Origin of the sequence: Tsukamurella ocularis (assembly GCF_965138335.1) — a bacterium.
GTDB lineage: Bacteria > Actinomycetota > Actinomycetes > Mycobacteriales > Mycobacteriaceae > Tsukamurella > Tsukamurella ocularis_A.
The window spans coordinates 77,551-98,826 of record NZ_CBCSDV010000016.1; the positions used below are offsets into that span (position 1 = coordinate 77,551).

Annotated in this window: 19 protein-coding genes and 1 pseudogene; 13 read left to right on the forward strand and 7 right to left on the reverse strand. The window is 70.3% G+C overall.

Annotated elements, in window-relative coordinates; genetic code table 11:
• Positions 1-27: 27 nt before the first annotated feature.
• A complete protein-coding gene (locus tag ACNAYW_RS15340; RefSeq protein ID WP_415850540.1) occupies positions 28-1,248 on the forward strand; it encodes a PucR family transcriptional regulator in 1,221 nt (406 codons plus the stop codon).
• Positions 1,249-1,252: 4 nt separating this feature from the next.
• On the opposite strand, the gene ACNAYW_RS15345 is transcribed toward ACNAYW_RS15340, so the two are convergent.
• The 5 genes from ACNAYW_RS15345 to ACNAYW_RS15365 are packed head-to-tail and all read right to left on the reverse strand — an operon-like array spanning position 1,253 to position 7,116.
• Positions 1,253-2,617, reverse strand: coding sequence for a glutamine synthetase family protein (locus tag ACNAYW_RS15345; protein WP_415850541.1), 1,365 nt, complete (start codon positions 2,615-2,617; stop codon positions 1,253-1,255).
• A complete protein-coding gene (locus ACNAYW_RS15350) occupies positions 2,610-3,257 on the reverse strand; it encodes a hypothetical protein (protein ID WP_415850542.1) in 648 nt (215 codons plus the stop codon). The genes ACNAYW_RS15345 and ACNAYW_RS15350 overlap by 8 nt, the downstream gene beginning before the upstream one ends.
• A gap of 37 nt (positions 3,258-3,294) precedes the next feature.
• Positions 3,295-4,710 carry an APC family permease gene (locus ACNAYW_RS15355; protein WP_415850543.1) on the reverse strand — a complete coding sequence of 472 codons (1,416 nt, stop codon included), beginning with the start codon at positions 4,708-4,710 and terminating at the stop codon, positions 3,295-3,297.
• Positions 4,707-5,606 carry an alpha/beta fold hydrolase gene (locus ACNAYW_RS15360; protein WP_415850544.1) on the reverse strand — a complete coding sequence of 300 codons (900 nt, stop codon included), beginning with the start codon at positions 5,604-5,606 and terminating at the stop codon, positions 4,707-4,709. Before ACNAYW_RS15360 ends, ACNAYW_RS15355 begins: the two co-directional genes overlap by 4 nt.
• Positions 5,599-7,116, reverse strand: a complete 1,518-nt coding sequence (locus tag ACNAYW_RS15365) for a flavin-containing monooxygenase (RefSeq protein WP_415850545.1) — start codon at positions 7,114-7,116, stop codon at positions 5,599-5,601. Before ACNAYW_RS15365 ends, ACNAYW_RS15360 begins: the two co-directional genes overlap by 8 nt.
• A 267-nt stretch (positions 7,117-7,383) precedes the next feature.
• On the opposite strand from ACNAYW_RS15365, the gene ACNAYW_RS15370 reads away from it, so the two are divergent.
• Positions 7,384-8,202, forward strand: coding sequence for a gamma-glutamyl-gamma-aminobutyrate hydrolase family protein (locus tag ACNAYW_RS15370; protein WP_415850546.1), 819 nt, complete (start codon positions 7,384-7,386; stop codon positions 8,200-8,202).
• Here the strand turns inward: ACNAYW_RS15370 and ACNAYW_RS15375 are convergent.
• On the reverse strand, positions 8,155-8,853 hold the full coding sequence (locus ACNAYW_RS15375) for a TetR/AcrR family transcriptional regulator (protein WP_415850547.1): 699 nt from the start codon (positions 8,851-8,853) through the stop codon (positions 8,155-8,157). The genes ACNAYW_RS15370 and ACNAYW_RS15375 overlap by 48 nt on opposite strands.
• 189 nt (positions 8,854-9,042) lie before the next feature.
• Here ACNAYW_RS15375 and ACNAYW_RS15380 point away from each other — a divergent pair, with 189 nt between their 5' ends.
• From ACNAYW_RS15380 to ACNAYW_RS15410, 7 genes are all read left to right on the forward strand, one after another.
• Positions 9,043-10,602, forward strand: a complete 1,560-nt coding sequence (locus ACNAYW_RS15380) for a class I adenylate-forming enzyme family protein (RefSeq protein WP_415850548.1) — start codon at positions 9,043-9,045, stop codon at positions 10,600-10,602.
• A gap of 8 nt (positions 10,603-10,610) precedes the next feature.
• On the forward strand, positions 10,611-11,372 hold the full coding sequence (locus ACNAYW_RS15385; RefSeq protein ID WP_415850549.1) for an enoyl-CoA hydratase/isomerase family protein: 762 nt from the start codon (positions 10,611-10,613) through the stop codon (positions 11,370-11,372).
• Positions 11,373-11,401: 29 nt separating this feature from the next.
• Positions 11,402-12,496 (forward strand): Zn-dependent alcohol dehydrogenase, encoded by a 1,095-nt coding sequence (locus ACNAYW_RS15390; protein ID WP_415850550.1) that lies wholly within the window; start codon positions 11,402-11,404, stop codon positions 12,494-12,496.
• A 25-nt stretch (positions 12,497-12,521) separates the two neighbouring features.
• The gene (locus tag ACNAYW_RS15395) at positions 12,522-13,979 is read left to right on the forward strand and encodes an aldehyde dehydrogenase family protein (RefSeq protein ID WP_415850551.1); all 1,458 of its coding nucleotides are present in this window, start codon (positions 12,522-12,524) and stop codon (positions 13,977-13,979) included.
• A 134-nt stretch (positions 13,980-14,113) separates the two neighbouring features.
• Complete coding sequence (locus tag ACNAYW_RS15400) at positions 14,114-14,518, forward strand: hotdog fold domain-containing protein (protein WP_415850552.1); 405 nt, start codon at positions 14,114-14,116, stop codon at positions 14,516-14,518.
• 46 nt (positions 14,519-14,564) lie between these two features.
• Positions 14,565-15,257 (forward strand): transporter, encoded by a 693-nt coding sequence (locus ACNAYW_RS15405; RefSeq protein ID WP_415850553.1) that lies wholly within the window; start codon positions 14,565-14,567, stop codon positions 15,255-15,257.
• On the forward strand, positions 15,254-16,624 hold the full coding sequence (locus ACNAYW_RS15410) for a flavin monoamine oxidase family protein (protein WP_415850554.1): 1,371 nt from the start codon (positions 15,254-15,256) through the stop codon (positions 16,622-16,624). The genes ACNAYW_RS15405 and ACNAYW_RS15410 overlap by 4 nt, the downstream gene beginning before the upstream one ends.
• Here the strand turns inward: ACNAYW_RS15410 and ACNAYW_RS15415 are convergent.
• Positions 16,599-17,207 carry an antibiotic biosynthesis monooxygenase gene (locus ACNAYW_RS15415; protein WP_415850555.1) on the reverse strand — a complete coding sequence of 203 codons (609 nt, stop codon included), beginning with the start codon at positions 17,205-17,207 and terminating at the stop codon, positions 16,599-16,601. The two genes, ACNAYW_RS15410 and ACNAYW_RS15415, sit on opposite strands and share 26 nt — an antisense overlap.
• Positions 17,208-17,352: 145 nt before the next feature.
• Between ACNAYW_RS15415 and ACNAYW_RS15420 the strand changes: the two genes are divergently transcribed.
• From ACNAYW_RS15420 to hutH, 4 genes and pseudogenes are all read left to right on the forward strand, one after another.
• Positions 17,353-17,644: ACT domain-containing protein (locus tag ACNAYW_RS15420; protein WP_415850556.1), on the forward strand; the 292-nt coding region annotated here is incomplete at its 3' end.
• A 1-nt stretch (position 17,645) separates the two neighbouring features.
• Positions 17,646-18,006, forward strand: a pseudogene (locus ACNAYW_RS15425) (amino acid-binding protein); the annotation flags it as partial.
• A 114-nt stretch (positions 18,007-18,120) separates the two neighbouring features.
• A complete protein-coding gene (locus ACNAYW_RS15430) occupies positions 18,121-19,497 on the forward strand; it encodes an amino acid permease (protein ID WP_415850557.1) in 1,377 nt (458 codons plus the stop codon).
• Entirely contained in the window at positions 19,497-21,032 is a 1,536-nt protein-coding gene (gene hutH / locus ACNAYW_RS15435; RefSeq protein ID WP_415850558.1) for a histidine ammonia-lyase, read from the forward strand. Before ACNAYW_RS15430 ends, hutH begins: the two co-directional genes overlap by 1 nt.
• Positions 21,033-21,276 lie beyond the last annotated feature (244 nt).

Sequence of the window (21,276 nt, forward strand, 5' to 3'; positions counted from 1 at the left end):
ATCCGTCCACGGCGCTATAGTCCGACGGTGGAATCGTCGTGGCCGCGCGTGGACGGACGCACCGCTGCCCTGATGCGGGAAGTCGCGGAGCGCCTTCTGCTCTCGACCGATGCGGCGGTGGAGGAACTGACGGCGGTCGCGCAGCAGTCGGCGGACTACCGAGCCCTGATCGAGGACCCGCAGTTGGCCGCCGCCGACCGGCAGATGAACCGGGCCAACATGCTGCACTGGCTGATGTCCAACGTCCAGTCCCCCGGCGCTCGGGTGCCCCCGAACCTCGCCCCGGAGATCCTCCAGTTCGCCCGTGACGTGGTCAGGCGCGGCCTCGACATGCATGATCTCGGATCGTGGCGGGGCGCGCAGCACGGCGCCTGGGAGGCGTGGGTCGACGAGTGCTTCGGGGTCACCGGCGATCACGACGAGCTGCGGGAGCTCATGAAGGTCTCCGAGCGGTCGATGTCGACGTTCATCGACGACTCGATGGCCGCCCTCGACGCCTACGTGGAGGAGGAACGCGCTGAACTCGCGCGCGGCGCCACCGCCGAACGCCACGCGACCGCGCAGCTCCTACTGGAGGGTGCGCCGATCGGTCGGGGACGCGCGGAGCGGCAATTGGGATACTCGTTGGCTGGTAGCCATGTGGCGGCGATCATCTGGAGCGAGTCCGCTGAGGCGGCCGCGGAGCTCGACGCCGCAGCGGAGTCCGTGATGCGCGCCTGCGGTGCGGCGCGACGCCTCACGCTGAACGCGAGTACGTCCACCCTGTGGGTCTGGATTCCGGCGGAGTCGGTACCCGCCGCGGACGCGGTGCGCACCGCGCTCGCCGACCGGCCCGGGGTCCGGGTGGCCTTGGGCCGGCCCGGCAGCGACATCGAGGGCTTCCGTCGGACCCACCTCGATGCCACTGCCGCGCAACGGGTTCTCGCGCGCGTCGGCTCCACCCGGCCGGTGGTCCGGTACGAGGACGTGGCGCTGGTCTCCGTGCTCTCCGCGGACATGACGCAGGCGGACAAGTTCGTGGCGGACACGCTCGGCGACTTCGCCGCCGCCGACGCGGTGCTCCGGGAGACCGTTCTCACCTACGTGCAGGAACGGTTCAACGCCTCGGCCGCGGCGGAGCGGCTGTACACGCACCGCAACACGGTCGAACGGCGACTCTCCCGGGCCGGCCAGCTGCTTCCCGTGCCGCTGGCCGACAACGCCACCTCCATCGTGGCCGCACTCATGCTGGTGCAGTTGCGCGACTGACGGTTCAGGAGAACTCGAAGTACCGGCGGGACTCCCACTCCGACAGTTCGACGTAGGGGTCACCCCCGGTGGTGTGGAACTGCATCCACTCCCATCGGCGCGACGCGGTCCAGAAGTCGACGAACTCGTCGCCGAGGTACTCGCGCAGGAGCGGGTCCGCGTCGAGCGCCGCGATCGCCTTCGTCATCGAGTCGGGTATCCGCTCGACGCCGCAGTCGTCGGGCAGGCACCACGCCATCTCGTCGACCTGCGGCGGCGCCTGCAGGTTCTTCTCGATCCCCGCCGCGATGCCGGCGAGCACGCCGGCGAGGGCGTAGTAGGGGTTGACGTCCGAGCCGGGAACCCGGTATTCGAGCCGCGAGTACTTCGGATGGCCCGCGATCGCGCGCAGCGCCGCGGTCTTGTTGTTCACGCCCCAGGTGATCGTGGTGGGCGGCCCGGAGACGTCGACGAGGCGACGGTACGAGGTGATCTGCGGCAGCGCGAGGAGGGTGTTGCCTGCCATCGTCGCCATGAGCCCGCCCACGGCGTTGAGCATGACGTCGGACGGGCCGTCCGGCGCGTAGAACGCGTTCACCCCGTCGCGCTGCAGCGAGACGTTCAGGTGCGCGCCCTGCCCGAACCCGGCGGTCGGCTTGGCCATGAAGGTGACCGATCGCCCCTTCTCGCAGGCGATCTCGCGCATGACCTGCTTCGTGCGCACCCACGAGTCCGCGACCGTGAGCGGGTCGGTGGGCGCGAGGTTCAGCTCCGTCTGGCCCGGTGCGGCCTCGTCCGTCCACGCCTCCCAGACGATGCCGAGCTCGTCGAGCCTGTCCGTCACGGCCTCCATGTAGTCGATCCAGTCGGAGGACCGCGCGAGGTTGTAGGTGGCGCCGGTCTCCCCGCCCAGCGGGGTCAGATCGCGGTAGCCGCGCGCCCTGGCCTCCTGGATCGACTCCTCGAACAGCGTGGTCTCGATCTCCACGGCGACGGTGGCGGTGTAGCCGAGCTCCGCGAGGCGGTCGATCTGCCGGCGCATGAGGTTGCGCGGGCAGATCGGATTGGGGCTGCCGTCCCGGAGCCAGAAGTCGCCGATCACGGACTGCACGCCGGGCTTCCACTCGACCAGCGTGTTCATGTCGGGCTGCAGCGAGATGTCGTAGAGGTTGCCCCGCCACTCGGGGTAGGGATCGCCGAAGACGATGTCGGTGCCCATGTCGATGGCGAACAGGACGTCGGCGAAGGCGAAGCCGGACGTGCGGCCGGAGTCGAACTTCGCGGGTGTGACGTTCTTGCCCATGAAACTGCCGTCGTGGTTGGTGGCCTCGACGCGGTACGCCTTGACCGGCGGGCCGGCGGGGGTGACGGCACGGGTGGGATCAGACATCGTAGCGGGCCTTCCAGGATGCGGCGGTCATGGTCGAGAGCTGGGCCATGGTCCCCTGGACGCGCAGGCCGCGTTCCAGGGCGGTGAGGAGGAAATCGGTGCCGGTGAAGACGCCGGCGAGCGCGTCGGCGGTGCCGACTATGCGGTAGGTCGAGGGGCCCGATCCGAAGCGGGCCTCCTCCCGGCCGTCCGGTCCGTCCGCGACGGCGACGAGGACGTCCGGAACGCCGGGGACGCCGCGAGTGATCTCCCAGAACCGGGCGGCGGCCTCGCGCCACTCGGCCGGCGGGACCTGCAGCGCCCGGAGCGTCGCGTCCGCGAGCTCGGGGTCACCGTCGGATCCCGTCCGCGCGAAGCGGTTGTGGAGATCGACGACGACGGTCGCGTCGGTCGGGGCGAACACGCCGCCCGTGACGGTCACGGCGCCGCCGGAGAAGGTGACGGTCGCGGCCTGCGGGGTGGTGTGCGACCGGACGGCGACGGTGCCGGAGGCGCGGCCGAGCACGTCGGGCGCGTGGCCCAGCCGGGCCGCGTCGCGGAGCGTGCGACCGATCAGCCGGACGATGGGCGTGGCGTCGTCGTCGATCGTGACCGGGACCTGTGTCGCGGCGCCGTGCGCGGGGAGTGTCGTGGTGTTCATGGGGATTCCTTGTTCAGCGAGTTTCACGGGACTGATGTCATTCGAAGGCGGCGTACACATCGGGCCGGCGCCGGCGGAGCACCACCGCCCAGATCAGGCCGATGACGAACGACCCGCCGATCACGCCGAGGAAGACGTTCGCCAGCGCCCGGGAGCCGACGAGCAGCTCGAAGTTGCTCACGACGAGCACGAGGATCGCTCCGAGCGCGACCATTGCGAGGGCCGGTGCGACGGTGCCGCGCCACGGGCTCGTGGTGCGCCGCCGGCGGAAGTGCACGACGACGGCGGCCGAGGTCAGGGTGAGCAGCGCGACCAGGCCGAGGGTGCCTGCGCCGCCGAACCAGGCGTAGACCTCGGTGACGGGATGCAGCCCGGCGACGGCGGTGAGCGCGACGAGCGTCCCGATCACCACGGAGGTCACCACCGACGCGGTGTGCGGCGACCGGTGCACCGGATGCACGGCACCGAGCCGGCGCGGGACCGCCTCCTGCCGCCCGAGGGCGAACAGGTAGCGCGAGACCACGTTGTGCGCGGTGAGGATGCACGCGAAGAAGCTCGTGACCAGCAGTACCTGCACCACGTCGTGGGCGACGTGCGAGACGTAGCGCGTCGCGAGGCCGGGCGCGAGCCCCTCGGGATCCGCGGCGGCGAGCGCGGGAGCGCGATCGACGCCCAGGCCGATGATCATGGCCCACGACGAGACCGCGTAGACGGCCGCGATGACGATCACCGCGATGTACGTGGCCCGCGGGATCGTGCGATCGGGGTCCTTGGCCTCCGACCGGAACACCGCCGTCGCCTCGAAACCGACGAACCCGAAGACGGCGAACATGATCCCGGTACCGACCGCTCCGCTCGTGAAAGCACTCCAGGACAAGGGTTCCGCCGAGAGTCCATCGGCGCCGCCCCGCACCAGGATCGCGAGGTCGATGACGGCGACGATGCCGATCTCGGCGACGAGCAGCACGCCCAGCACTCGAGCGCTGACCTCGACGTTGCGGTACCCGAGGACACCGATCAGCACCAGCCCGGCCGCGGAGAGCACCCACCACGGGATCACCACGCCGGTGACGTTCTCGACCACGGTGGCCGCGGCGGCGCCCAGGTACGCGGTGACCGCGATCATGAGCACCGAGTAGGTGACCAGCGCCAGCGCCGCAGCGCCCAGGCCGGCCGTGGTGCCGAGGCCGCGCTGGACGTAGGAGTAGAACGCGCCCGCGCTGCGGACCTCGGGCGTCATCGCGGAATAGCCGACGGTGAACAGGACGAGCACCGCGCCCACGACGAGGAAGTCGACGGGCGTTCCGATGCCGTTCCCGGTCCCGAGCATGAGCGGGATCAGCCCGGCGAACACCGTCAGGGGCGCTGCCACCGCCACGACCATGAAGACGATCTGCGGGACCCCGAGGGTCCGCTGCAGGCCGACGCCGACCGGCGGCGCCTCGATGGTCACCGTGCCACCGCCCGCTCGAGGTGCCCGACGACGAGGTCGGCGATCCGGAGCGCGAGCGCATCCGGCAGGTGGTGCCCCATCCCGGGAATGACGACGTGCCGAGCACCGAGGATCGCCGCCGCCGTGGCGTCGCCGCCGGACGGTGCGACGATGAGGTCCCGGTCGCCGTTGACGACCAGCGTCGGCGCCGTGATCCGTGCGATCTCCTCGGTCCGGTCGCCCGAGGCCTGGATGGCCTGGAGCTGCCGGGAGGTACCGGCGACGGCGTCGCCCGCGGTGCGCTCCCAGGTCGTGACGGCGTGCGCCGCCTCCTCGGCCTCGTCGATCGGGTACGCGGTGCCCGCGAGGTGCGCGGTCATCCGCAGGTGGGAGCGGACCGCGCCCACGCGGTCCTTCGGCGGTGGCGCCGAGATCAGGACCCAGGTCGACGGTGCCGGCTGACCGACCCCGGTATCGCCGGTGGTGGAGTACAGCGAGGTGAGGGTCGAGACGAGGTGCGGGTACCGGGCGGCGACGGTCTGGGCGATCATGCCGCCCATCGATCGCCCGACGAGGTGCACGGGGCCCAGTCCCAGGTGCTCGATCAGCTGCGCCGTATCGACCGCCATGTCGGCGAGCGTGTACGCGTCCTTGCGGGGCCGGGAGAGCAACTGCCGCAGCGTGCTCGGCGGCGGGGTCGTGGCGTAGGTCGACCGGCCGCAGTCCCGGTTGTCCATCCGGATCACCCGGTAGCCGGTGGCCGTGAGGGCCGAGACGAAGCGCTCGGACCACGTCGTCAGGTCCTCGGCGAGGCCGGCGACGAGCAGCACTGGCGCGCCGTCTGCGGGACCGTCCACCCGGTAGCAGACGCGCGTGCCGCCGGGCAGCACGGCGAACCGGTCCAGGTCCTCAGGCATCGACCCGCTCCTCCGCCGGTGCATCGGCGCCGCGCACGTCGTCGCGCGTGGAACCGAACTGCAGTGCGTCGTCGAGCAGGGGGCCGCGCAGGATCTTGGCGTCCTGCTGGTACGACATCGACATCTGGAACATGCCCGTGCCCTGCTTCGGGATGACGTCCTTGGCGCGCTGGGCGTAGCCCGAGCTGAGGTCCAGGATCGGCCGGCGCTCCATCGCGGGGTCGGCCTCGACGCGGACGCTGTCGTACCCGAATGCGTCCATGTGCTTGATGAGTTCGCAGAGGTAGCGGGCGACGATCTGGATCTTGAGCGTCCATGCCGAGGTGGTGTAACCGATCGCGATGGAGACGTTGGGGAGACCGGTGAGCAGGGTGCCACGGTAGGCGGTGGTGTCCTCCACGGCCACGGGCGCACCGTCGACGTCGAACTCGATCCCGCCGAGGAGCCGCATGTTCAGGCCGGTCGCGGTGACGATCAGGTCCGCGTCCAGGTGCTCGCCCGATTCGAGCACGATCCCCGTCTCGGTGAACCGCTCGATCCTGTCGGTCGTGACGGATGCGCTACCGCCGCTCAGGGCCTCGAAGAAGTCCCCGTCGGGGGACAGGCACAGGCGCTGATCCCACGGGTCGTACGGCGGGTTGAAGTGGGTGTCCACCGCGTAGCCCTCCGGCAGTAGGGACGTGTTCTGCTTGCGGACCAGCGCCCGCGCGATCCGCGGGAACGCGCGCATGAACTTCACCTGACCGCGTTCGGCCCAGATGCTGGCGAACCGGGTGAGGGCGTACCCCCGCTTCTCGCCGAACCACTTGGTGAAGAGCAGCGCCGTGGAATCGACCTTCGGCCAGGCGACCACGTACGTGGGGGTGCGCTGGAGCATGGTGACGTGGGCGGCGGCGCCCGCGTGGTTCAGCATCGACGGGATCATGGTCACGGCGGTGGCGCCGCTGCCGATCACCACGACGTTCTTGCCGGCGTAGTCGTAGCCCTCGGGCCAGTGCTGCGGATGCAGGATGTCGCCCTGGAAGTCCTCGCGGCCCTCGAAGTGCGGGGTGTAGCCCTCGTCGTAGCGGTAGTAGCCAGTGCCCGCGAAGATCCAGCTCGTCGTGACGCGCTTGTCGCCGTCCGGAGTGCTGAGGTCGAGTGTCCACCGGGCGTCGGCGGACGACCACGAGGCGTGCTGCACGGCGTGCTCGAACCGGATGAGCCGGCCCAGGTCGTACTCGTCGACGGTCTCCCGCAGGTAGTTCAGGATCTTCGGGGCCTCCGCGATGGCGTCGGGGTCGGTCCACGGCTTGAACTCGTAGCCGTAGGTGTGCAGGCCGTTGTCGGAGCGGATCCCGGGGTATTTGAACAGGTCCCACGTACCGCCGATGTTCTCGCGTCCTTCCAGCATCACGACCCGCTTGTCGGGGAAGGCCTCGGTGATGTACTTCGCGGCGCCGATACCGGCGATTCCGGCGCCGATGATGACGATGTCGAAATCCTCGGGCTGGTGGGTCTGTGCGTTCATCGGGGGGCCTTTCGGTGTCGCCGTGTGATGTGTACCCACACTGCCTCATAGTCGGTCATATGATCAACATCACGTTGCCCTGACTTTCGCCACCCGGCTGTGCACAGTGCACCACATCACACCTGCCCGCACCCTGAGACAGCACTCACAGCACTGGCGACCTCCGACGTGCACTGTTCAGGCGATTGACAGACGGGCAGCCGTCCCCCCATGATCATGATCACATGACCTAGACGTCCAACTCCGAGCGCGAGCAGAAGGATTGAAATGACCGGCGGATACAGCAGCACCCTCGTCGAGGACTCCCCCCGCAAACCCCTGATCGGCCTCACCGGCCGGCGATTCCGGATGGGCCTGATCGAAGGAGCCCACCCGGGTTACGGAGAGCGCCTCACCGACAGCTTCTTCACCGACTTCGCGAGCCGGATCACGCTCGCGGGCGGGGTACCGGTGATGCTGCCCTACGACGCCGCCCCCGACGACCTCTGCACATGGCTCTCCGGCGTCGTGATCACAGGCGGCCAGGACGTGCACCCGGGCTACTGGGGCGGTGACGAATCCGTCGTCAAGGACATCGCCCCCGAGTCCGACCCGAACGTCCACGACCCGCACCGCGACGAGTTCGAGACGGCGATGGTGCGCGCCGCACTGAGCGCCGGCCTCCCCCTCCTCGGCGTGTGCCGGGGCCTCCAGGTCCTCAACGTCGCGCTCGGTGGCACGCTCGTCCCGGACCTGCCGTCGGGCCCCGTTCGGCATCTGATGGAGACGGGACCGCTCTCGGACGGCGACCCGGAGCACGTGGTCGACTTCGAGCCGGGCTCACTGGCGCACAGCGTGTTCGGCGACCGGCTGCGGACCAACTCCTGGCACCACCAGGCCGTCGCCACCTGCGGGCGCGATCTGGTGGTCACGGGCAGGACATCCGACGGTGTCGTCGAATCGGTCGAGTCGCCGGGCTCCGATGTGCTCGGGGTGCAGTGGCATCCCGAGTGGATGGAGACCTCCGACGGTGCTCTCGAGTGGATCGTGCGGGCCGCCTCAGCCCACGTCCACCCACGAGACGAGGCCCGCGATCGGGTCGGCTGACGCAGTCGCCTCCGGCTGCGAGCGGGGTTCCGCCGCGGCCGGGGGCACCGCCTCCCCTCCCGGCAGGTTGGCGGCCAGCCAGGCGTCCAGCATGCCGAGGGTCAGGTCGATCTCCGGTTGTACGCCGGTGGAACGGCTGACCATCCAGTTGATCGCGAAACCGTCGGAGATCACCGTCACCACGTACGCCAGCCGATCGAGCGTGCCCGCATCGATGATCTGTCCGGCGGCCGCCGCGTCCGCGACGAGGATCGACCGCACGGTGTCGAGGGCCTCGTCGTAGACCCCGGTGGCCTTCGCGGCATCCTGACGCTGGGCCCAGCTGATCAATTCGAAGATCGCCGAGGCCGTCTCGGGATTGTCGACGTACCACTGCAGCAGCCCACGCATCAGCCCGCGCGCAGTCGTCGCCACGTCGCCGTGCACGTCGCTCTCCGTGAGGACGTCACGGTAGCGGCCGGCGATGTGCTCGTAGACGGCACCGAACAGCATCTCCTTCGAGGCGAAGCAGTAATGCAGCGTGGCGAGGGGCGCTCCGGCACGGTCGGCGATCCGTCGCGTCGTCGCGCCGTCCACACCGTTCTCGGCGATCACGAGCACGGCCGCATCGATCAGCTCCTGCCGACGTTCCACCGCAGAGATCCGGGCCACCTGGCACCTCCCGAGTTCGATCGTGACGCTCGATCAAGTCACCGCGAACGATACCAGCCCGTCCGGACTCATGGCGCGCCCGACCGCAGGTCAGGGTGTCACGAAATGAATGAGTCATTCGCCTTGATCGTTTGACCATGTTCGGTTACCGTGTATGACCAGGATCACATCGCCACCGAAGGGAACCCCATGGCCCAGCCCACCCTCGTCGACCTTCTCGCGCAGCGCGCCTCGGACGCCGGTGACCGCGAGTTCCTCCGGTTCGCCGAGCGCTCCTGGACGTTCGCCGAGGTCGACGCATGGACCTCTCGCCTCGCGCACCGGCTGATCGCGGTCGACGGCGTGCGTCCCGGCGATCGCGTCGCGATCATGCTGCCCAACACCGCCTCCTGGCCGATCTCCTGGCTCGCGATCCTCAAGGCCGGCGGCGTCGTGGTCCCCGTCAACTCGTCGTACCAGCTCGCCGACCTCGATTTCGTGCTGCGGGACTCCGGTGCCCGGCTGATCGTGACCGACGACGCGCACGCGCCCTTGGTCTACGAGGTGGCATCGGGCGGAACCGATCCCATCGACGTGCGCGTGATCGATGCGGGCACGACCGACGGCCTGGCACGGTTCCCCGGGACCGCCCCCGAGGTCGCCGTCGACGGCGAGACCCTCGCGAACCTCCAGTACACCTCCGGGACCACCGGGTTCCCCAAGGCCTGCATGCTGACTCACGACTACTGGGCCCGGCTGGGACGCATCTGCGCGGAGACGGCCGGCCTCGGCCCCGACGACGTGATCCTCACGTCGCAGCCGTACTCGTACATGGACCCGCAGTGGAACACCGTGCTGGCGTTGACCATCGGTGCACCGCTCGTCGTCCTCCCCCGCTTCTCCGCCTCCGGCTTCATGGCCGACGTGCGCCGCCACGGTGCCACGTTCTGTTACGTCCTCGGCTCCATGCCCACGCTGCTGTTCAAGCAGCGTCCGACCCACGAGGATCGCGACAACCGGCTCCGCCTGGTCCTGTGCTCCGCCATCCCCGCCGGCCTGCACGCGCAGCTCGAGGAGCGGTGGGGCGCACCGTGGCGCGAGATCTTCGGGATGACCGAATCCGGTGCCGATCTGGCCAGCCTGCCCGCGGACACCGCCGACGTGGGCACCGGCCGCCTGGGGCGTCCCGTCCCGGGGAAGACGGTGCGCGTCGTCGCACCCGACGGCACCGACGTGGCCGACGGCGAACCCGGCGAGCTGATCACCTCCGGTCGCCCGATGATGCTGGGCTACTGGAACCGCCCCGATGCCACCGCCGAGACGATCCGGGACGGCTGGCTGCACACCGGCGACGTCGCCGTCCGCGAGGCGGGCTCGTACCGCATCGTCGGCCGCATCAAGGACATGGTCCGGCGCGGCGGCGAGAACATCGCGAGCACCGAGGTCGAGCGGGTCCTGGAGGGCGACGCGGACGTGGTCGCCTCCGCCGTCGTCGCCGAGCCCGACGAGCTGTTCGGCGAGGAGGTCAAGGCTTACGTCCAGCTCGCGCCGGGGGTCGCCGCGGACCGCGCCACCGCCGAACGCCTCCTCGACGGCGCCCGCGCCCAGCTGGCGCGGTTCAAGGTGCCGCGGTACATCGAGTTCGTCGCGGACTTCCCCCGCACCCCGTCGGAGCGGATCGCCAAGCCCGCCCTCGTCAAGCGCGCCGCGGAGCACCCCGGCACCACCTACGACCTGCAGCCGGCGCGCGCTGCCGCACAGGGGAAGTGAGCGAGACCATGACCGACACCCACCTGGACGTCCGCATCGACGACGACGTCGCCGTCCTCACGCTGAACCGTCCCGAGAAGCTCAACGTGATGAACGTGCCCACGCGGGTGCGCCTGGCCCAGGAGATCCGGCGCTTCGGCACCGGCGACCTGGTCCGCGGGATCGTGCTCACGGGCACCGGCCGCGCCTTCTCCGCGGGCGAGGACCTGGCCGCCGTCCCGTCGACGTACCGCGAGATCCAGGAGGCCTTCGCCACCTTCCACGACATCACGCGAGCGATCCTCGAGACGAAGGTGCCCGTGATCGCTGCGGTCAACGGCATCGCCGTGGGCGGCGCGTCCGAGATCACGCTGTGCTGCGACGGGCGGATCGGGACCCCGGAAACGCAGTACTACCAGCCCGAGAACCACCGCGGCATCATCATCTCCAACGCCTCGAGCTTCCTCATGACCCGGCTCGTCCGGAACCACGCGATGCGGATCGTGTTGGGCTCGCAGCGGATCGACGCCGACGACGCGCTGCGCATCGGCCTGCTCGACGAGATCGTTCCCGCCGACTCGCTCACCGACCGCGCTGCCGCACTCGCCCGCTCGTGGAACTCCGACCCGCGGATCACAGGCCTCCACCTGCGCTTGCTGCGCCCGCGCCCCGAAGACATCGAGGCCGCGTTCGCCCGCGAGGACGATGCCGCCCAGGAGGCCTGGGACTCCGGCGCCTTCACCGACGGCGTCGAGGGCTTCTGGGCCGACCGCGCCGCAGCCACGAACTGAACGACACCCATCGACGAAGGACATCCACGATGATCACCACGCAAGCCGCCGTACTCACCGCGATCAACACCCCGCTCGTCCTCACGGACATCCAGGTCGACGACCCCGAGCCCCACGAGGTACGGCTCGCCGTCACCCATGTGGGCCTGTGCCACAGCGACCTGCACTACATGACCGGTACCGTCGGCGCGGATCTCCCCGTCGTCGTCGGCCACGAGGTGGCCGGCCTCGTCGAGTCCGTCGGCTCCGCGGTCACCGACTTCGCACCCGGCGACCGCGTCGTCGGAGCGCTCACCCCGTCGTGCGGGAAGTGCCGCAACTGCGCTGCCGGGCATTCGACGCAGTGCCAGCGGCAGGCGGAGGTCCGGGTGCGGCAGCGCCCCGCCTTCACCCTGCCCGACGGCACGGTCATCGACCGCCTCGGTAGCGTGGGCGCGTTCTCCCAGCACATCCTCATGCGCGAGAACACCCTCGTGAAGATGCCCGACGAGGTCGGCCTGCACGTCGGCTGCCTGCTCTCCTGCTGCATCATCACCGGCGTCGGCGCCGTCTTCCGCGGAGCGCAGATCCGCCCGGGCTCGACGGTGGCCGTGATCGGCTGCGGCGGCGTCGGTTCCGCGATCATCCAGGGTGCCCGCATGGCCGGCGCGTCGGCGATCGTCGCGGTCGATCTCGACGACGCGCGGCTCGAGGCCTCCCGCGTCTACGGCGCGACGCACGTCGTGAACGGCGCCTCCGACGTGCCGGCGGCGATCCGCGAGATCCTCGGCGACGGCGTGGACTACGCCTTCGAGGCGGTCGGCTCGGCGCGTACGGCGCAGACCGCCTTCGCCGCGCTCCGCGCGACCGGCACCGCCGTGCTCGTCGGGATCGCTCCGGACGGCACCGACCTGCAGGTCCCCGCGTCGGACTTCTTCTTCGGCGAGAAGAAGCTCGTCGGCTCCTACATGGGCTCCGGCCAGGCGCAGGAGGACATCGCCGAGTTCGCCCGTCTCTACCTGCAGGGCCGCCTGCTGCTCGACGAGATGGTCACGAAGGTCATCCCGTTCTCCGAGATCAACGAGGGCTTCGAGGCGATGAAGTCGGGCGACGTGACCCGCATCGTCGCCGACCTCACCGTCTGACCACCACCCGCTAGGAGACTCCGCCATGCCGAACCCGACACTGCCCCAACCGATCAACTACATCGCCGACGAATGGGTCGCGGCCGAGGTCGTCCCCGACGCCTGGAACCTCGACCCGAACACCCGGGAGCCGATCCACCGCACCGTGACCACGCGTCCCGAGGACGTCGAACGGGCCCTCGCGCACGCCGAGAGGTCCTACGGCTTCGACCGCTGGGAGGACGCCGCGACCGAGGAGCGCGCGCAGGTGATCGAGCGCGCCGCGGACATCCTGGAGACCCGGCTCGAGGACGTCGCCCGCACCGACGCACTCACCAGCGGCACCACCATAGCGAACACCCGCAAGGTGGCCGCGTTCCTCCCGCACCGGATCCGCGGAGCTGCAGCCGAACTCCGGTCGATTCCGCGCCGCTCCCCGCTCGACGCCGACGGGCGGGACGTCCGCCTGTACAAGGTTCCGCTGGGCCCCACCGCGATCCTCACGCCGTGGAACGGGCCGAGCTTCATCCCCGCCGCGAAAGCGGTCAGTGCGCTGGCCGCCGGCTGCCCCGTGATCCTCAAGCCCTCCGAACATGCACCGACCAGCGCCCAGATCGTGGTCGAGGCCTTCGTCGAGGCCGGGCTGCCCGCGGGAGCACTCCAGCTGGTGCACGGCCTGGGCGACGTGGGCGCCGCGCTCACCGGCGACCGCCGGATCAAGGCGATCTCCTTCACCGGCGGTCCCGGCGCGGGGCGCGCGATCGCCCACGCGGCCGCGGACAACTTCACCACGATCCAGCTCGAGCTGGGCGGCAACAACCCCGCTCTCGTCCTCGAGGACGCCGACGTCGACGTGGCCGCCGACGGTCTCATCGAGGGCATGACCAAGCTCAACGGCCAGTGGTGCGAGGGCCCGGGCAAGGTGTTGGCGCACCGCCGCCTCGTGGCTCCGCTGATCGACGCCCTCGTCGACCGGATCTCGGCCCTGACGATCGGACACTCGCTCGACGAGGCCGCCGACGTGGGCCCGATCTCGAACGCGCCGCACTACGCGACGCTGATGCAGCGGATCGAGGACCTACGCGGCAAGGGCGCCACGATCCACCAGCCCGGCGCCCTGCCCGACCTGGGCGGCTTCTTCCTCTCCCCCACTCTCGCCTCCGGTCTCGACGCCGCCGACGCGAACGCGGAGCTCTTCGGTCCCGTCATCAGCCTGCACGCCGTCGACACCGACGAGGAGGCCCTGCGGGCGGCGAACGCCGCACCGTCGGGCCTGGACGCCTACGTCTTCGGTACCGACCTGACCCGCGCCGTCGACATCGGCTCCCGCGTGATGTCCGGCGAGGTGCGGATCAACGGCGCGAAGGTCGCGGACCTCGCCGACGGCTCGGCGCAGAGCTTCTGGGGCACCGCCGGGATCGGCGGCCACGGCCCCGCCGAGTCCGTGCGCGTCTTCTGCGGCGACCGCGTGGTCGGCGTCGATTCGCCCGATCTGCCCATGTGACCGCGGCAGGAACCGGACGAATCCCCCACCCTCTTGACTGTGACCGGGCTCACGCATACCGTCATAGTCAGTCACTTGATCATGACGCCTGACCGTCAACGTCGCCGTCACTCGAAACCACCGCGGAAAGCATCATGAAGACCACCACCCCCAGCAACGACACCGCCACGAACGCCACCGTCGTGCACCGGCGCTACGTCGCCTTCTCGGACGCCCACTACGCGGGCAACCTCGTCGACGGCGCCTTCGCGCTGAAGTTGTTCGGCGATGTGGGCACGAACCTGTCCATCGAGACCGACGGCCACGAGGGACTGTTCGCCGGTTACTCGTCCGTGGAGTTCCTCGCTCCCATCCGCGGCGGCGACATCGTCGAAGCGCAGGCGACCCTGGTGAAGAAGGGGAACCGCAGCCGGACCATCGATTTCGAACTGCGGGTCGCGTGCCGCGCAGCCGACGACACCGGGCGCTCCCGGCTTCTCGACCAGCCCATCATCGCCGTCCGCGCCCGCGGCACCGGCGTGCTCCCCAAGGACGCGTAGCGGTCATCGCTCGGCAGCCAATACTCACTGATCCGAAGGAAAAATCATGAAGGAAATACTGTTCATGATCGCCGATCTCTGGGCGATCGTCGTCGGCTTCACCTACGGCATCAAGTTCATCCGCAGACATCACAACTACCTGCTCGGCCTCGAGTGGATCGTGGTCGCCACCTCGTGCACCAACTTCCTCATCTTCGCCGCCACCAAGTCCAGCCACGACAGTGTGCTGTACACCATCGCCTCCTTCTTCGACGCCTTCTCCCGCTCGGTCGGCATCACCCTGATCCTGGTCCTCGGCCTGCTTCAGGTCACTCACCGGTACAAGCCGACCCTCGCCGTCGAGATCGGCTCGTTCGCGCTCGCCGCGGTCGTCGGCTCCCTCCTGGTCGGCTACCAGGAATCGGCCTACGCGACCCCCATCGCGATCTTCTTCGTCGTCGTCAACGTGCTCACCAGCATCTTCCTCATCTACTTCGGCAAGCGCCTGTGGGACATCGGCGAGCACAAGCACGCCCTGTGGGTGTTCATCTCGACCTTCTGCAGCTTCCTCGTCGCCGCGATCTACGACTTCGTCCAGATTCCCGGTGACGACGCCGAGCACACGATCTTCTACACCTTCGCCCTGGCCTCCTGGGGCCTGCAGATGTTCGTCTTCTACCGGGCGTACGACGCGTTCGACGCCCACAACAAGCGGGTCGACGCGGCGAACGGACAGCACACGACGGGAGCCCACGCATGAGCACGACCGACGACACCGTCCACGACGCCGTGGTCATCGGCGCCGGCATGTCCGGCCTGATGGCGGCGACCACCCTCGCACCCGACGCCGACGTGATCGTCCTCGAATCCGCCGACCGCACCGGCGGCCGGGTCGAGACGGTGCGCCGCGGCGACTACTGGGTCAACGTGGGCACGCAGTTCACCGAAGGCAACGGCACCCTCATCGACGCCCTGCACCGGCACGGCATCGAGATGGGATCCCTCGCCGGCACGAGCCTCGGGCTGTATCTCAACGGGGGCATGGTCGACACCTCGAACCCGTTGGCGCTCATGGTCAAGACGAAGATGACGATGAAGGACCGGCTCGGCATGGCCCTGGTCGGCAGCCGGATCATCGCGGCCATGCCCTTCCTCGAGTCGCAGAGCGCGATCGCGCAGAAGGTGCGCGCGACGATGGAGACGCGCCTCGCGTCGTATCTGCTCAAGGGCGTGAACTCGAAGCTCGCCGACCAGATCGTCCGTTCGTGGTCGGCCCAGTGGATGGGCTGCGAGCCCGAGGAGACCGCCGCCACGCAGTTCGTCACCTCCGTGGGACTCGCGCTCGCCGACCCGGAGAAGATCCCCAACTTCGCGTTGCCGCACGGCGGGAACCAGGCCCTCACCGACGTCCTCGCCGAGGACCTCGGCGACCGCATCCGCCTGAACACCCGGGTCCAGCAGGTGCGGCGGGACGGCGACGGGGTGGTCGTCGACTACCTCGACGGTGATCGCCCCGCCCGGCTGCGCGCGCGCCGCGCGATCGTGAGCACCCCCGCCGACATCACCGAGCGCATCGTCGACGGGCTCCCGCAGCAACAGCTCAACGCCCTGAGCGACATCACGTACGGCCGCTACGTGATCGTGGGCTTCTTCACCGAGGAGGAGGGGCCGCAGCAGTGGGACCACTTCTTCGGCGTCTCCGCGCCGCAGCTGTCGTTCCAGGCGATGTTCAACCACGCGGCAGCACTGCGCCGCACCGGCCCTCGGACGCCCGGCGGTGCGCTCGCGTGCTTCGCCGGCGGAGCCCGGGCCGACGCGCTGTTCGACCTCCCGGACGAGGAGATCATCGCGCGGTTCTCCGAGGACCTGCTGTCCGTGTTCCCGGAACTGCGCGGCAAGCTCGGCGCGGACCCCGTCCTCCGGAGGCACCGCCGGGTGGTCCCGTTCTGGGCGCCGGGCCGGCGGTCCTCACTACCCGTGCTCCGGGACCCGCTGGGTCCGATCCACTTCGCCGGCGACTACCAGCTCGACCTTCCGTCGCTGGCCGACGCAGCGGCGTCCGGCGAGCGTGCCGGCCGGGCCGTGCTGGCCGAACTCGGATCTACCGCCGCTCCAGCCAGGGCTTGATCCGAGCGGTCACCCACGGCAGCACGAGGAAGACCATGAGCGGGGTGTTGATCAGCGTCGCGATCAGGGTGCGGCCCACGAGGCCCCAGCCGTGCGCGGGCAGGAACGTCAGGTGCGGCAGCACCAGGAAGTTGATCAGCAGCGACAAGGGGAAGAAGCCGAGCCAGATGGCGACGGCCTGCTTCCAGCGCGGCGGCACGGCCGTCACGGGCGACGCGACGGGGCCGGCACCGTCGGCCTGCGGGTCGAACCAGCCCTCGATCCCGGACAGGCGGTGCGTGGCGGTCTCGACGGCGAGGCCCTCGCACCGCTCCAGCCAGTGCTTGCGCACGCGGGAGCGCTGCCAGTCGTCCAGCTCCTCGTCGGAGGCGAAGCGATAGATCACGAAGTAGAGCTCGGGGTCGTCCGCGGAACGGACCCACCCGCCGCCCAGGAAGCCGCGGTAGGTACGGGCCAGCGCGATCCCCGCGTCGGTCCAGGCCAGGAATTCGTGTTCGCGGCCGGGGGCGATGCGTCGGGCGACGGAGGTCAGCGAGGCCTTGTGGGCCGCTCCTGCCTCCGACCGGGTCTCGGTGTGGGGCATGCGTACCAGTGTCGGGGCCGAGACCGCAGGACACCAACCGGGGCGATGTGATGTTCGCGACGTTCCGGTCGAGCCCCTGTCACGGGCCGTCACACCGCGCCCGGGCGGATCAGCGCGACGCGGGGCCGGGTGCCACAATCGGAGGGTGTCCTACCTCCTGCGCGTCCGCCTCACCGACCGCCCCGGCAGCCTGGGTTCCCTGGCCGTGGCCCTCGGCTCGGTGGGCGCCGACATCCTCTCGCTCGACGTCGTGGAGCGCGGCGAGGGCTTCGCGGTGGACGACATCGTCGTGGACCTGGGCCCGCAGTCGCTGCCGGACACCCTGATCACCGCGGCGGAGTCGCTGGACGGGATCACGGTCGACTCGATCCGCCCGTACGCCGACGTCCTGGACACCCACCGCGAGCTCGAGCTCATCGACCACGTGGCCGGCGCCGNCCACGACCAGCTCCAGATGCTGGCGGATCAGGTGCCGCGCGTCCTGCGGGTGGGCTGGTGCGCCGTGCTGAGCAACACCCCGGAGACGCCCTGGCCGGTCTTCGGATCGTCGGGCCTGCCGGAGACGCCGCCCGAGCACCTCGGCTTCCTGCCGCTCAGCGGCCCCGTCGCCCTCGACGCCGAGGCCGACTGGGTGCCGGAGGCGTGGCAGAACATGGACACCAAGCTGGCCGCCGCGCCGCTCGGCGCGATCGGCAAGGTCGTGCTCGTCGGCCGCCCCGGCGGCCCGGACTTCCGCCCGTCCGAGGTGGCCCGGCTGGGCTACCTCGCGGGCATCGTGGCGACGGTGCTGGTCCGCTGAGTCCCGTGGTGCCGGATTCGCCCGGGCGCGGTCTTGCGCATTTGTATAGACAGCGCTATACATAGGCGGGTGTGATCCGCCACACACCTCCGCCCGCCCGCTAAGGAGTCCCCCGTGAGCGATCTCGGCTCCACCCTGGTCCGCGGCCTGTCCGCGCGCCACATCCGATTCATCGCCCTCGGCTCCGCGATCGGCACGGGCCTGTTCTACGGCTCCGCCTCGGCCATCCAGTCCGCCGGTCCCGCGGTCCTCGTGGCGTACATCATCGGCGGCGCCGCGATCTACATCGTGTTGCGCGCCCTCGGCGAACTGGCCGTCCGCAACCCCGTCGCCGGCTCCTTCGGCGAGTTCGCCTCCGCGAACCTCGGCCCGCTCGCGGGTTTCATGACCGGGTGGACCTACATCTTCGAGATGATCGTCGTCGCGCTCGCCGACGTCACCGCGTTCGGCGTGTACATGGGCTTCTGGTTCCCCGACGTGCCGCGCTGGATCTGGGTACTGTCCATCATCTTCTTCATCGCGGCCGTGAACCTGGTGGGCGTCAAGACCTTCGGCGAGCTCGAGTTCTGGTTCACCCTCGTCAAGATCGTGGCGATCATCGCGATGATCGCCGGCGGCATCGCCGTGCTGATCTTCGGCTTCGGCCTCCACGACACCTCGCAGGGCGTGTCCAACCTGTGGTCGAACGGCGGCTTCTTCGCGACCGGCCTCGGCGGCTTCCTCGGCTGTTTCGCCATCGTCATCTTCGCGTTCGGCGGCAGCGAGATCATCGGCATCACGGCGGGCGAGGCGCAGGACCCCGAGAAGACCATCCCGCGCGCGGTCAACACGGTGCCGATCCGGATCCTGCTGTTCTACGTCCTCACCCTCGCGGTGATCATGGCGATCATCCCGTGGAACGAGATCACCACGGAGCGCAGCCCGTTCGTGCAGATCTTCGAGGCGCTCGGCGTCGGCCCCGCGGCGGCCGTGCTCAACGTCGTGGTGATCACCGCCGCCCTCTCCGCGATCAACAGCGACGTCTTCGGCGCGGGCCGCATGCTGTACGGCATGGCGCAGCGCGGCCAGGCACCGCAGGCGCTGACCAGGGTCTCCCGGAACGGCGTCCCGTACCTCACCGTGGTCATCATGGCCGGCGCCCTCCTCGTGGGCGTCGTCCTGAACTGGCTGATCCCCGAGAACGTCTTCGCCGTGATCGCCTCGATCGCGACCTTCGCCACCATCTTCGTGTGGCTGATGATCCTGGCCGCCCAGTACAGGGCGCGTCGCTCGATGACGCCCGAGCAGGAGGCCGGCCTGAAGTTCCCCGTGCCGCTGTGGCCCTACGGCCAGGTGATCACGATGGCCTTCCTCGTCTTCGTCACCGTCCTGCTCGCCTTCCACGCGGACACCCGCGTGGCCCTCTACGTCGGAGCCGTCTGGCTGATCGCCCTGGCCGTCGCGTTCCGCTTCCTCCCCCGCACCCCGAAGATCGAACTGGAGAAGATCTGATGACCACCGTCACCGTCGGCATCGGCCCCGTCAGCCCCGATGACGTCCTGCGGGTCGCCCGCGAGGGCGCCGCCGTGGAGCTGTCGCAGGAGTCGCTGGACGCGATGGCCGCCACCCGCGCCCACATCCGCGCCCTCGCCGACAGCCCCGATCCCGTGTACGGCGTCTCCACCGGCTTCGGCGCGCTCGCCACCCGGCACATCCCCACCGAGCTGCGCAAGCAGTTGCAGCGCAGCCTGATCCGCTCGCACGCCGCCGGTTCCGGGCCCGAAGTCGAGCGCGAGGTGATCCGCGGGCTCATGCTGCTCCGCCTCTCGACGCTGGCCACCGGCCGCACCGGCGTGCGCCCCGAGGTCGCGCGGGCCTACGCGGCGCTGCTCACCGCCGGGATCACCCCGGTCGTGCACGAGTACGGCAGCCTCGGCTGCTCCGGCGACCTCGCGCCGCTGGCGCACTGCGCCCTCGCCGTCATCGGCGAGGGCACGGTCCGCACGGCCGACGGTGCCCTCGTCCCCGCCGCGGAGGCCCTGGCCGCGGCCGGCATCACCCCCGTGGTGCTGGAGGAGAAGGAGGGCCTCGCCCTCATCAACGGCACCGACGGCATGCTCGGCATGCTCGTGATGGCGTGTCACGACCTGCGCGGCCTGCTCAAGCTCGCCGACATCACCGCGGCGATGAGCGTCGAGGGCCTCATGGGCACCAACCGCGTCTTCGCGGCCGATCTGCAGGCCCTGCGGCCGCAGCCCGGCCAGGCCGTGGCGGCCGCGAACATGACCCGCCTGCTCGACGGGTCGCCGATCGTCGCGAGCCACCGCGAGGACACGACCGTCGTGCAGGACGCCTACTCGCTGCGCTGCGCGCCGATCGTCACCGGCGCCGCCCGCGACACCGTCGCCCACGCGGAGACGGTCGCCGGCTACGAGCTGGCCAGCGCCGTGGACAACCCGGTCATCACGCTCGACGGCCGCGTCGAGTCGAACGGCAACTTCCACGGTGCGCCCGTCGCGTACGTGCTGGACTTCCTCGCCATCGTCGCCGCCGACGTCGCGTCCATGAGCGAGCGGCGCACGGACCGCTTCCTGGACAAGGCCCGCAACCACGGCCTGAACCCGTTCCTCGCGGACGACCCGGGCGTCGATTCCGGCCACATGATCGCGCAGTACACCCAGGCCGCGATCGTCTCCGAGCTCAAGCGGCTCGCGGCACCGTCCTCGGTGGACTCGATCCCCTCCTCCGCGATGCAGGAGGACCATGTGTCGATGGGCTGGTCCGGGGCGCGCAAGCTGCGCCGCGCCATCGACGGCCTCACCCGCGTCCTGGCGATCGAGGCGCTGACCGCGGCCCGCGCGATCGATCTCCGCGCGCCGCTGGAGCCCGCCGCCGCGACCGGCGCCGTCCGCGACCTCATCCGCAGCCGCGTCGAGGGCCCCGGCACCGACCGCTACCTCGCCCCCGAGATCGAGGCAGTCGTCGAACTGGCCGCGTCGGGCGCGCTCGTGGCCGCGGCGGAGGAGGTCGCGGGCGAGCTCGGGTGAGCCTGCGGGCGCTGAGGCGGCCGGGGGCGGCGCCGTGATGCGGTAGTCGCCCGCGGCGGCCATGCGCGCGGCGCGGGGGACGACCGCGATGCGACGACGACAGGTGCACCGGACCGATGAGTGAGGCCATGCGCGGCGCGCATGACCTCACTCGTCGAAACACCTTGTGAACAGCGGTTTTCGAGCCATGCGCGCCGCGCATGGCTGTTCGGATCGACGATCGGGCCTCGCCGCGTGAGTGCGT

Excerpts from the sequence above, each read along its gene's own strand:
- ACNAYW_RS15405 (WP_415850553.1), top strand. The coding sequence starts at position 14,565 with ATGAAGGAAATACTGTTCATGATCGCCGATCTCTGGGCGATCGTCGTC.
- ACNAYW_RS15370 (WP_415850546.1), top strand. The coding sequence starts at position 7,384 with ATGACCGGCGGATACAGCAGCACCCTCGTCGAGGACTCCCCCCGCAAA.
- ACNAYW_RS15380 (WP_415850548.1), top strand. The coding sequence starts at position 9,043 with ATGGCCCAGCCCACCCTCGTCGACCTTCTCGCGCAGCGCGCCTCGGAC.
- ACNAYW_RS15390 (WP_415850550.1), top strand. The coding sequence starts at position 11,402 with ATGATCACCACGCAAGCCGCCGTACTCACCGCGATCAACACCCCGCTC.
- ACNAYW_RS15400 (WP_415850552.1), top strand. The coding sequence starts at position 14,114 with ATGAAGACCACCACCCCCAGCAACGACACCGCCACGAACGCCACCGTC.
- ACNAYW_RS15360 (WP_415850544.1), bottom strand. The coding sequence starts at position 5,606 with ATGCCTGAGGACCTGGACCGGTTCGCCGTGCTGCCCGGCGGCACGCGC.
- ACNAYW_RS15345 (WP_415850541.1), bottom strand. The coding sequence starts at position 2,617 with ATGTCTGATCCCACCCGTGCCGTCACCCCCGCCGGCCCGCCGGTCAAG.
- ACNAYW_RS15395 (WP_415850551.1), top strand. The coding sequence starts at position 12,522 with ATGCCGAACCCGACACTGCCCCAACCGATCAACTACATCGCCGACGAA.
- ACNAYW_RS15385 (WP_415850549.1), top strand. The coding sequence starts at position 10,611 with ATGACCGACACCCACCTGGACGTCCGCATCGACGACGACGTCGCCGTC.
- ACNAYW_RS15410 (WP_415850554.1), top strand. The coding sequence starts at position 15,254 with ATGAGCACGACCGACGACACCGTCCACGACGCCGTGGTCATCGGCGCC.
- ACNAYW_RS15365 (WP_415850545.1), bottom strand. The coding sequence starts at position 7,116 with ATGAACGCACAGACCCACCAGCCCGAGGATTTCGACATCGTCATCATC.
- hutH (WP_415850558.1), top strand. The coding sequence starts at position 19,497 with ATGACCACCGTCACCGTCGGCATCGGCCCCGTCAGCCCCGATGACGTC.
- ACNAYW_RS15350 (WP_415850542.1), bottom strand. The coding sequence starts at position 3,257 with ATGAACACCACGACACTCCCCGCGCACGGCGCCGCGACACAGGTCCCG.
- ACNAYW_RS15415 (WP_415850555.1), bottom strand. The coding sequence starts at position 17,207 with ATGCCCCACACCGAGACCCGGTCGGAGGCAGGAGCGGCCCACAAGGCC.